Source organism: Arthrobacter sp. MYb214 (assembly GCF_002979865.1).
In the GTDB taxonomy this organism is placed as follows: domain Bacteria; phylum Actinomycetota; class Actinomycetes; order Actinomycetales; family Micrococcaceae; genus Glutamicibacter.
On sequence record NZ_PCPZ01000012.1, the window covers coordinates 1 to 9,569 of the forward strand.

Below are 9,569 nucleotides of genomic sequence, written 5' to 3' on the forward strand. Positions count from 1 at the left end.
TGTTATGTATTCACCAAATAAAAATATTCGGTATCAACAAACTTGGCACACTATTGAGTTCTCAAACAACAAACACTTACCGGTTCTTTACCCACCATTCCAGAAGGTAATTTCGTCCAGCGTTATATTCATATTCTATAACTTCGAATTCCTGAAAGTCAAATCCATTGTTTGTGATTTGAACCAGTATTCTCAGTTCCCATTCTTTTCAATTGTTGTCCACAAGACTGTGGAAAAACCTTGATTTTCTGGGGTTCTGCCGCCGTTTCACATCCGGTTATTTCTTCCGTTTTGTTCTCGGCGACAAGGAAAAACTATACACAGGTTTTGGGGGTCCTGCAAATCGGGTGGGTGGTTTTTGACGGTGACCGTGCACACTTAATTCCGGAGCGCCGATTAAAGCCCGGGTTCATGCGGTTCGGTGCTCGCAAAAATCTGTAAAACGCATAAAAATTCGTCTTAAAAGCCGGTAGCCGACCACCTCAGTGGCCGGCTACCGCGATTCAGCTAGTCCTCGACGATCTCTGCGTCAATGACTCTAGGATCATCCAGGGGCAGAGAGCTTGGCGCCACCGTGGGAATGCCGGCGAAGGCCACTGCCGCATTCTCGATCACGCGCTTGGCCATATATCGATTGCCTACGCCACCGATGGCCGCGCCGACCCCAAACGGAACCAAACGGCCGATGGTGCTAGCCGCTTGGGTGCCAATGATCTTGCGCAGGAACTTCTTCTGCATGGTGCGCTGCATTGCAGAGTAGATGCTCGTGGACTTGCTGGCACCGAAGGACTTGGCCCATCCCTGGATTGGACCCCCACCGCGACCTGCGGCCTGGGAAGTCAATCCGGCAATCATCGAGCTGCCCTCATCGCCCATCATGATGCCCATAACCAGGACTCGTGAACGATCCGGATCGTCGATGGCTATGCCGTGCAGCTCTGCCAGGCTTTGCGCATACAGCGCCGAGGCTTCCAGGAAGCCCAGGGTCGCAGCTATGGATAGGCCCAGGGCGATACCGGTACCAACAGCGGGAACGGCTGCGGTTCCACCCACGGCTGCACCGGAACCGGTAACTACGCGCAGGTAATCGCGCTCGACAATAGCTGCCAGCTGGGCAGTAGTAGCGTCAGGGTGCTTTTTGCGCAGCCGCTTGATGTAGGCAAGCACCAGCGGGCGCTGCACGCCGATGCCCTTCATGATGGCGTCCTGCACGCCGGAGCGCGGCTTTCCATCTTTGCCAATCAAAGTCATTGAAATCGGATCGTTTTTCATGATGGCTCCAGCTTAACCGCAAGACCCTGAGAGTTACCTTGGGCTTTGCGCTTTCAAGCAAGCGTCTTGAAAAATTCCTTGAAACTCCCCGACGCTGGTGCAAGAGTTGGCCTATGAAGAACGCTCAGGCCAAACGGTATAACCACGCCTTGAAAAGCGCCGGGATCTCGGAGCATCCGGTCGCGCTGCTCGATCTGGATGCCTTCGATTCCAACGTGATCGCCCTGCGCGAACGGGCCGGAGGTGTGCCGATTCGCATCGCGTCCAAATCCCTGCGTGTACGCAAGGCATTGGAACGGGTCCTGGATGAGCCCGGTTTCCGCGGCGTTCTCTGCTTCACCTTGGCCGAAGCATTATGGCTGGCCAGCCATGGCTTGAAGGACTTGGTGGTTGCCTACCCGCAAACCGATGCCGAAGCGATCAGCCGGTGGGCCGCCAGCGAACAGGCACGCGAAGAGGTAACGCTCATGGTGGATACCCAAGAGCAGTTGGATTTGATCGACAGGATCGCACCGGGGCACGGGCCGCTGAAGGTCGCCCTGGAACTGGATGCTGCCTATTACCCCAGCAGCAACCTCCGTATCGGCGCCGCGCGTTCCCCGCTGACCCGGCCGGAACAGGTCGCCGAGCTGGCCGCCCAGGTGCACCGCCGGCGCAACTTCATCTTGGACGGGCTGATGGGCTACGAATCCCAAATCGCTTCGGTCCCCGATGGGGGTTTCAGCCCCAGGGCATTGATCGCCCGCAAGCTGCGCCAAGCCAGCGCCGCCGAATTGGCGGACCGCCGGGCCGAAACCGTGGAATTGGTACGGGAGCTCGGCGACCTGCGGTTTGTAAATGCCGGAGGTACCGGTTCGGTAGAAAGCACCATCCAAGAACCAGCGGTAACCGAAATCGCCGCGGGCTCAGGATTATTCGCGCCCGCGCTCTTCGATTCCTACCGCGCATTCCGCCCCACCCCTGCCCTGTACCTGGGATTCCCGGTAGTCCGCCGTCCCGATGAGCGAACGGTCACCATCCTTGGTGGCGGTTGGGCCGCATCGGGCCCAGCCGGCAAGGACCGCTTGCCCACCATCGAGCATCCCAAGAAGCTTCGCTACCTGGCCATGGAAGGAGCCGGCGAAGTGCAGACTCCGCTCACTGGCCCGTCGGCGCACCGCATTGCCATAGGCGATACCGTGTGGCTGCGCCATGCCAAGTCCGGCGAACCGGCCGAACGCGTTAATAAGGCGGCGGTGTACTCCAAGGGCAGGATCGTCGAACAATGGCCTACTTACCGTGGAGAAGGGAAAGCATTCCTGTGAGTACTTTCAGGAATTTCGCACGCACCGTGGTCTCCCACCCAGCAGCTGTCCATTCTCCGCGCAGCATCGCAGAATTAGCGCAGAGCCTGGAGCAGGCCGCCGACCAGCACCAGCCGGTGCGCACCGTCGGCGCAGGCCATTCCTTCACTCCGCTGGCAGATACCGACGGGATCTTGCTGAATCTGGATGGCTTTCGCGGCATCGAGGAAGTCGACGCTCGCACCCACGAGGTGACGTTCCGCGCCGGAACCCGGCTCTGGCAGATCCCCGCCCTGCTCAGGCCCTTCAACCTCGCGTTGGAGAATATGGGAGATATCGACAAGCAGTCGGTCGCTGGAGCAATCAGCACCGGCACCCACGGCACGGGCCTGGAATTCAGCGGATTCAGCGCAACGGTCACCGGAGTGCAGCTCATGCTGGCCGATGGGACCCATCTGCGCGCCAGCGCGCAGGAGAATAGCGAATTATTCGAGGCGGCCCGGCTTGGCCTGGGAGCACTGGGGGTACTCACCCACGTTCGGCTGCGGTGCGTTCCCTACTACATGATGCGTGCAGCCGAATCCATCGAACCCATCGGGCAGATCGCCGAAAGCTTTGTTGATCGTGCCCGGCAAGAAGACCATCTAGAATTCTTCTGGTTCCCGGGCACCAGCAAAGCCCAGGTGAAGATCAATACCCGGCTCGACGGCCAGGTCCCTGCCGATCAACCGCCTGCGGCGGCCCGCTGGCTGAACGATGAACTGCTCTCCAATGGCGCGTTGCAGCTGCTCAGCTCGCTGAGCGCAGCGGTCCCCCGGACCACTGCCAAATTGAATGAGGTGGCTTGCGCTGCCCTGCCGGAGCGCAGCAGCATCGCGCCATGGAATGAAGCTTTCACCAGTGCGCGACGGGTGCGCTTCACCGAGATGGAGTATGCGCTGCCGCTAGCTGGCTTCGATGAAGCTTTCGCGAAGGTGCGAGCGTATTTCAGGCGTTCGGGAATTGGAGTTTCTTTCCCTGTCGAGGTGCGTACCGCGGCCGGGGACTCCACCTGGTTGGGTACCGCCAGCGGCAGGCAGACAGCATACATTGCCGTGCACCGCTACATTCGGGATAAGGCTCCGGGATACTTCCCGGCCATGGAAGAGATCTTCCGTTCTTTGGGCGGCCGGCCGCATTGGGGCAAGGAACATAGCCTGCAAGCAGCGGATTTGGCGCAGCTCTACCCGAAATTCAGCGATTTCACGAGGGTGCGCCAAACTGCCGATCCGGAGGGACGATTCCTCAATCCTTATCTGCGGGGTTTGCTCGGCATCTAGAACTGGACATCGGTCCAGATCAGCGGGCTTGATGCTTTCACCAAGTCCGGCACCGTTCCGGGCAGGGGCTGGGGACTGCTTGGCGGATGCTCCTGGATGCGGCCCTGGCCCAATACCTGCCAAGTTGCGCTGGGGACCAGGTAGCTGCCGGAATCATTCAAAGCATTCGCGCGCTTGAGCCCCTGGAGGAATGGTTCAACGCGATCTGCCGCGTTCTCCTGCAAGCCAAGTGCGCCGGCGATGACATAGCGGTCTTCGCCGACTCCTTCTGCTTGCTCGCCCTCATCGGTGCGAACGTAGTCCTCTCCGGCCAGGTAGCCGGTGAGAACCTTCAGCTCATCAGCCTGGCGTGCCTTGGCGAATTCCTGGTCCTGCGCATCTGGCTGGGTTTGGGTCGCAAGAATATGCACCGGCTCGCCACGGTATTGGATGGGAATGTCCCACAGCCCGGTGCTCATCACCGGAATGGAGGCGGCCAGCACACCAGAGAAGTCGGTGTGGTGCATCATGTCGTTGGCAACGTCCTGCCACTTGAGCCGGGAAACGCTGGTGACCTGGTCTTGTGCAATCGGGTACTTCGATAGCACGACAATCGAGCCCTGCTCGGCAAATGCGGCCTGGCCCCACGCATCCTCGGCGCCGCCGATGACGCCATCAGCATTCAGATCGGCACCGCTTTGCAGGCCCTTGGAGCCCACGGCCAGGTAGGAATACCCGTATTCCACATCGGCGCGGGCATCGTCGGGATTGTTCAGATACTGGTCGTTCAGTGCATCAACCGCGTCCTGGGTGGCGTCCATATCTGTCAGCACCACCACGTCCGCATTGGCGCTGCTGATCTTGTCTGCAACCTGCGCCGCCTGGCGGTCGGATCCGCGCATCAGGTTCGCGGGCAGCTCCTGGGGAGTTTCGCCGCTGAGATTTGCCTGGATGGTTGCCACGCGAAGCGAGGTCTCGGAAAGCTGCGCTGCGCTGGCACCCGCCGAGTCGCCAGGTCCAGTGGGTGCAGCAAAAGCGCCGGTTGCGGGGAACATCAACAGTGCCCCTAGACCCAGACTTGCTGTTCCGACTAATAACTTGCGCACTCAACCACCCTACGACGTTCGGCTACCGCTTGCCACCACCTTTACCGGATTGTAATGCCGCAGCCGCGGCGGCCTTCTTGTTCGCGGAAAGGACCTCGTCCATATAAGGAGCACGCACATGCATCGAGACACGGGCATCCACCAGGCACACGCCCCGGGCTCCGGCATCCACCCACTGCTGGACCCCGGCGAGGTCTTCGAGCGTGTCAACGCGGATTCCGGTGGCTCCCATGGCCTTGGCGATACCGGCGAAATCCACGGTCGGGATCAGCATCGGGTCTTCGTGCAGGCCGACGGATCCGTACTGGTGGATTTCCGCTCCGTACGCGGAGTCGTTGTAGATGACGATTACGCCACTTTCCACGGTGCGAACGATCGATTCGAGGTCCGCCAGGCCCATCAGGAAGCCGCCATCGCCGGCGGCCAGCACGACCGTGCGCCCCTGCGCCGCCGGGCCTGCGCCCACCATGGAAGCGATGCCCAGGCCGATGGACTGGTACGCGGTGCCCACGCAGCTCAAGGAGCGTGCACCGGTGGTCGACCAGTACATGGGCCCCCAGCCGATGAAGTGGCCGCCGTCTTGCACCAGCACGCGATTGGCCGGCAGGATCTTCTCCAGTTCGCTGGCCACGCGGCGCGGATCAAGCTGCCCGTCGGCGGCCAGGTCGTCACCGGCCGGACGGGTGCGCAGATTGGACAGGTCCAGGCTTGAACGCCATCCGCCCTGCGCCTGCTCCACCGCACCAAGCAGGTCCGCGGCGGCCAGGGTCGCATCGGCGGTGGCGAAATAGTCCACGCGCGGGTTGGTGGCGGCGCACCCCAGGTCGATCTGGATCAAGCTGGCATCCTGCGCGACCAGATCGCCAAAACGCATGGTGAACTGGTTCAACGAGGCGCCGAGCACCAATACCGTATCGGCCTGCGCGATGATCCGGGCGTTGGCCTCGGTGGAGAAGCCTCCGGTGATGCCCAAATCGAACTCGTAGTCCAGCAGGTCGCGGGCCAGCAGGGTACCCGAGGTGGTGGCGTCCAGCTTCTGCGCCAGCGACTGGACCTGCGCCGCGGCATCGATCGCGCCGCGGCCATAGAGGATGTGGGTGCGCTGCGAGGCGTTGAGCTTTCCAGCGATCTGCTCCAGCTGGGTGGAGTTCAGCTGCGGTGCCGGAGGGGTGCTGCGCAGGGAGGCGAAATCAGGCAGCTGCTCTTCGAGCGAATCCACCGCGGCCAAATCATAAGGGATCGCCAAAACAACCGGCATCCGTTCGCGCAACGCCAGGGCGGCCGCCTCCAGAGCGATGGCACCCGGGTTGTTGCGGTCAACGACGTAGCGCGGCGCTCGCACTGCTGTGTCGATCGCGGCCTGGTCGACGTCCCATCCACGCAGGCCGGAAGTTGGCGCGTCGCCGGTGACGAACAGCAGCGGGGTCCGGGCCGCGGCGGCTTCAGCCAGTGCGGTGATGGTGTTGGTGTAGCCGGCACCGTAAGTGGTGGAGGCGATGGCCAGCTTATTGGAGATGCGGAAGTAGGCGTCGGCGGCCGAAACGGCGGCCGATTCGTGGCGCACGGCGGTGTAGTCGAAGCCTGCACGCACTGCGGCGTCGAGGAAGTGGGCATTGCCGTTGCCCATCAATCCGAAGATCCGCGGGGCCAGCGGCTTGAGGGCGTGGGCAATGGCAGCTGAAACGCTAGACATTATGGACTCTTTTCAAGAAATCGTGCTGAAGAAATTCCATATATGTCTGCCGTTACCGGTTGCTGGACCGCAACGGGTATCGCCCCTTTTGAGAGCGCCGGAACCTGGCGGGGCCATGTTCCTGACTCACTGATGATAAGGCAGGAACCGCGCCTGGCGCTAGGCCGCTAGTGCGCCTTCCCATTAACACTTCCCCGGGGGCGATCTCGCAGCGTTCCGAGCGATGCGCCCACGCACCTCGGTCCTGCCCCCGCGCTTGGCTGCACCGGACGCCGAATGGCGCCACCGTGGCCTGCGCGCCGTGCACGGGGCCAAAAGTTTCACCCGGGCTCGGTGTTCGAAGTCGAAGTGTCATCCGAAAGTACCATGTACAGCAATTTTCAGATTCGATACTATCGAAATAACACTTAGTTGACTTGATCTTTATATGACAACTATCGGACATTATAGAGAAGGAACGCATGCTGAAGTTCTTGGGAATCACCTCTGAAGCACCTGCCGACGGATCAATCCCCGCGTGGCAGGGCGTCTCCAAGAAACACCGGGGCATCGCATTCGCCATTTCGCTTGCGCTGGGATTGGCCACGTTCCTGGTAACCCGCTGGCTGCTTTCCGACCTGCCGCCAGAAGGCTACTTGCCGCTCGTTCCCTGGAACGCGGCCGCCGCCATTCTGCTCATCAGCACGCTGGTGGCCGAGCGCGGATTGATCCGCAACGCGCCCGCCGAAACCTACGAAATCTAGGCGTCAGAACTGGGGGCGGTACGGAAAGCCGCACTCGCCCCCAACTTCGCGGAACTTCGCTGCTGCTCATCAAGCGCGGCGAACGGCGAATTCAGCAGCGCGACGGGCATTAAGCGCCCGGTGCGATCCGCCAGCCATTCGTCATGGACGAGGCCAGCGACCTGCCCGGCTACGGCGAAACTGCCGATGGAGCGCTCTTCGACTACGGCTTCGGGCTCAGCTACCAGGGCAAGTAGTTAAAGGGGCGGGACCCGGCATGCCTGTGGCTGCCGGGTCCCGCCCGCTTGCTGCGTGCTGCGCGCAGCTACTTTTCGTTTCCGTGGCTGGCCGCGTAGTCCTGCGCGCTCATCTGGCCCAGGCGCGAACGGCGCCGGCCGTAGCCAAGGTAGAGCGCTGCGCCGACGATCATCCAGATGATGAATACCAGCCAGGTATGCCAACCGAGCTGGCTCATCAGGAACAGGCAAGCGAAGATGCCCAGGATCGGGGTGAGCGGGTACAGCGGCACGCGGAAGGTGCGCTCGGCCTTGGGCTGGGTTCTGCGCAGGTAGATCACCGAGGCGCCCACCAGCGCGAAGGCGAACAGCGTGCCGATGCTGGTGGCGTCGGCCAGTGCGCCCAGCGGGATGAACCCGGCCGTGACCGCCACCAGGATGCCGGTGATCCAGGTGCCGGCGACCGGGGTGCCGGTGCGGGCCGAGACCTTGCCGAACACCGCGGGCACCAGCCCGTCGCGCGACATGGCCAGCAGGATGCGGGTCTGGCCGTAGAGCACGGTGAGCACTACCGAGGCGATGGCCAGCACGGCGGCGACCGCGAAGACCAGCACGAAGATCGGCTGCCCGGTCAGTTCGCCGATGATCTGCACCAGCGGCGCCTGTGCGCCTTCGAACCAGTTCCATTCGCGCGCGCCGATCGCCGAAACGGCCACCAGCACGTAGCTGATGGTCACGATCAGCATGGAGAGCATGATCGCCCGGGGCAGGTCGCGCTTCGGGTTCTTGGCTTCCTCGCCGGCCGTCGAGGCGGCGTCGAAGCCGATATAGGAGAAGAACACGCTCGATGCCGCCGCGGTCACGCCGGCGGCGCCCATTGGCAGCAGCGGCTCGAAGTTGCCCGCATTGAAGGCGCTGAAGGCGACGGCCGAGAAGAAGAGCAGGATGCCGGCCTTGATGGCCACGACGATCGAGTTCACGATGGCCGACTCGCGCGCCCCGCGCACCAGCAGCAAGGTGGCCAGTGCGACGACGATCAGCGCCGGCAGGTTAACCACTCCGCCGTCGGCCGGGCCGCCAGCCAGCAGCTCGGGCAGCTCCATGCCGAAGGTGCGCAACGTTTCGTTCACGTACTGGCCCGAACCCACGGCCACCGCAGCCACCGACACCGCGTATTCGAGCACCAGGCACCAGCCGCAGATCCAGGCGATGCCTTCGCCCATGGTGGCATAGGAATAGGAATAGCTGGAGCCGGAAACCGGAACCATGCCGGCCATTTCGGCATAGGACACCGCCGAAAGCAGCGCGGTAATGCCCGCGATCACGAACGAGATCCAGATGGCCGGACCGGCGATCGGCACGGTATCGCCGAGGATCACCAGGATGCCGGTGCCCATGGTGGCGCCGACGCTGATCATGGTCAGCTGCCACATGCCCAAGGTGCGGCGCAGCTGGCCTGCCCCTGCATTGGTTTCCGCTTCGGCGATCATATTCGTGATCGACTTGCGGCGGCGCAGCTGCGCGCCCAGCAGGGTGGCCGGACTGGAGCTCACGGACGGTTTGCGGTTCATCGCGGATCCTCAAGGGAAATGGTGGTGCTGCCTCGCCCCTGCCTAGGATGCGGCCGGGCGCTGCGCGTGGAAGTTCTGAACTGGAATATCATGTCATAATCCAGCTGGTCCCGACTTTTCAGGAATCCGGCGGGTTCGCACTAATTCCCGCTTCTTCTTGGGCATTAGCCGTATTTGCGCATCGCTCGGCAGTCAGCTTTTGAGATGGATTTCATGATCAGGAATGCATATTTATGCATTTTATTCCGCTTCGCGCACTAGCGCCTATCGAAAACCCCTGAAGTTTTCCACACTATTAGAAGACATGTTCGAACAAGCGAAGTATAATTAGAACATGTCCGAAGCAAAGGCGCACGGAAACAGCCTCACCCCACCAGCACCCCCCGAG

Annotated in this window: 7 protein-coding genes; 3 read left to right on the forward strand and 4 right to left on the reverse strand. The window is 61.9% G+C overall.

All coding sequences use genetic code 11. From position 1 onward, the window contains the following. Nucleotides 1-507: 507 nt before the first annotated feature. Nucleotides 508-1,272 (reverse strand): hypothetical protein, encoded by a 765-nt coding sequence (locus tag CQ012_RS17230; RefSeq protein ID WP_105658967.1) that lies wholly within the window; start codon nt 1,270-1,272, stop codon nt 508-510. 113 nt (nt 1,273-1,385) lie between these two features. Here CQ012_RS17230 and CQ012_RS17235 point away from each other — a divergent pair, with 113 nt between their 5' ends. Beyond that, complete coding sequence (locus CQ012_RS17235) at nt 1,386-2,576, forward strand: alanine racemase (RefSeq protein WP_105662729.1); 1,191 nt, start codon at nt 1,386-1,388, stop codon at nt 2,574-2,576. After that, nucleotides 2,573-3,874, forward strand: a complete 1,302-nt coding sequence (locus CQ012_RS17240; RefSeq protein WP_286134713.1) for a D-arabinono-1,4-lactone oxidase — start codon at nt 2,573-2,575, stop codon at nt 3,872-3,874. The genes CQ012_RS17235 and CQ012_RS17240 overlap by 4 nt, the downstream gene beginning before the upstream one ends. Here the strand turns inward: CQ012_RS17240 and CQ012_RS17245 are convergent. Beyond that, the gene (locus tag CQ012_RS17245; RefSeq protein WP_105662731.1) at nt 3,871-4,908 is read right to left on the reverse strand and encodes an endonuclease/exonuclease/phosphatase family protein; all 1,038 of its coding nucleotides are present in this window, start codon (nt 4,906-4,908) and stop codon (nt 3,871-3,873) included. The two genes, CQ012_RS17240 and CQ012_RS17245, sit on opposite strands and share 4 nt — an antisense overlap. 73 nt (nt 4,909-4,981) lie before the next feature. Continuing rightward, complete coding sequence (locus CQ012_RS17250) at nt 4,982-6,652, reverse strand: thiamine pyrophosphate-binding protein (protein ID WP_105662732.1); 1,671 nt, start codon at nt 6,650-6,652, stop codon at nt 4,982-4,984. Nucleotides 6,653-7,113: 461 nt separating this feature from the next. Here CQ012_RS17250 and CQ012_RS17255 point away from each other — a divergent pair, with 461 nt between their 5' ends. Continuing rightward, entirely contained in the window at nt 7,114-7,395 is a 282-nt protein-coding gene (locus tag CQ012_RS17255; protein ID WP_105662733.1) for a hypothetical protein, read from the forward strand. A 304-nt stretch (nt 7,396-7,699) separates the two neighbouring features. Here CQ012_RS17255 and CQ012_RS17260 read toward each other — a convergent pair whose 3' ends face one another. Further along, nucleotides 7,700-9,181 (reverse strand): amino acid permease, encoded by a 1,482-nt coding sequence (locus tag CQ012_RS17260; protein WP_105662734.1) that lies wholly within the window; start codon nt 9,179-9,181, stop codon nt 7,700-7,702. Nucleotides 9,182-9,569: the final 388 nt, after the last annotated feature.

Bases quoted from the DNA above. Each gene is read 5' to 3' on its own strand.
- CQ012_RS17230 (WP_105658967.1), bottom strand. From the start codon at position 1,272: ATGAAAAACGATCCGATTTCAATGACTTTGATTGGCAAAGATGGAAAG.
- CQ012_RS17235 (WP_105662729.1), top strand. From the start codon at position 1,386: ATGAAGAACGCTCAGGCCAAACGGTATAACCACGCCTTGAAAAGCGCC.
- CQ012_RS17245 (WP_105662731.1), bottom strand. From the start codon at position 4,908: ATGTTCCCCGCAACCGGCGCTTTTGCTGCACCCACTGGACCTGGCGAC.
- CQ012_RS17250 (WP_105662732.1), bottom strand. From the start codon at position 6,652: ATGTCTAGCGTTTCAGCTGCCATTGCCCACGCCCTCAAGCCGCTGGCC.
- CQ012_RS17255 (WP_105662733.1), top strand. From the start codon at position 7,114: ATGCTGAAGTTCTTGGGAATCACCTCTGAAGCACCTGCCGACGGATCA.
- CQ012_RS17260 (WP_105662734.1), bottom strand. From the start codon at position 9,181: ATGAACCGCAAACCGTCCGTGAGCTCCAGTCCGGCCACCCTGCTGGGC.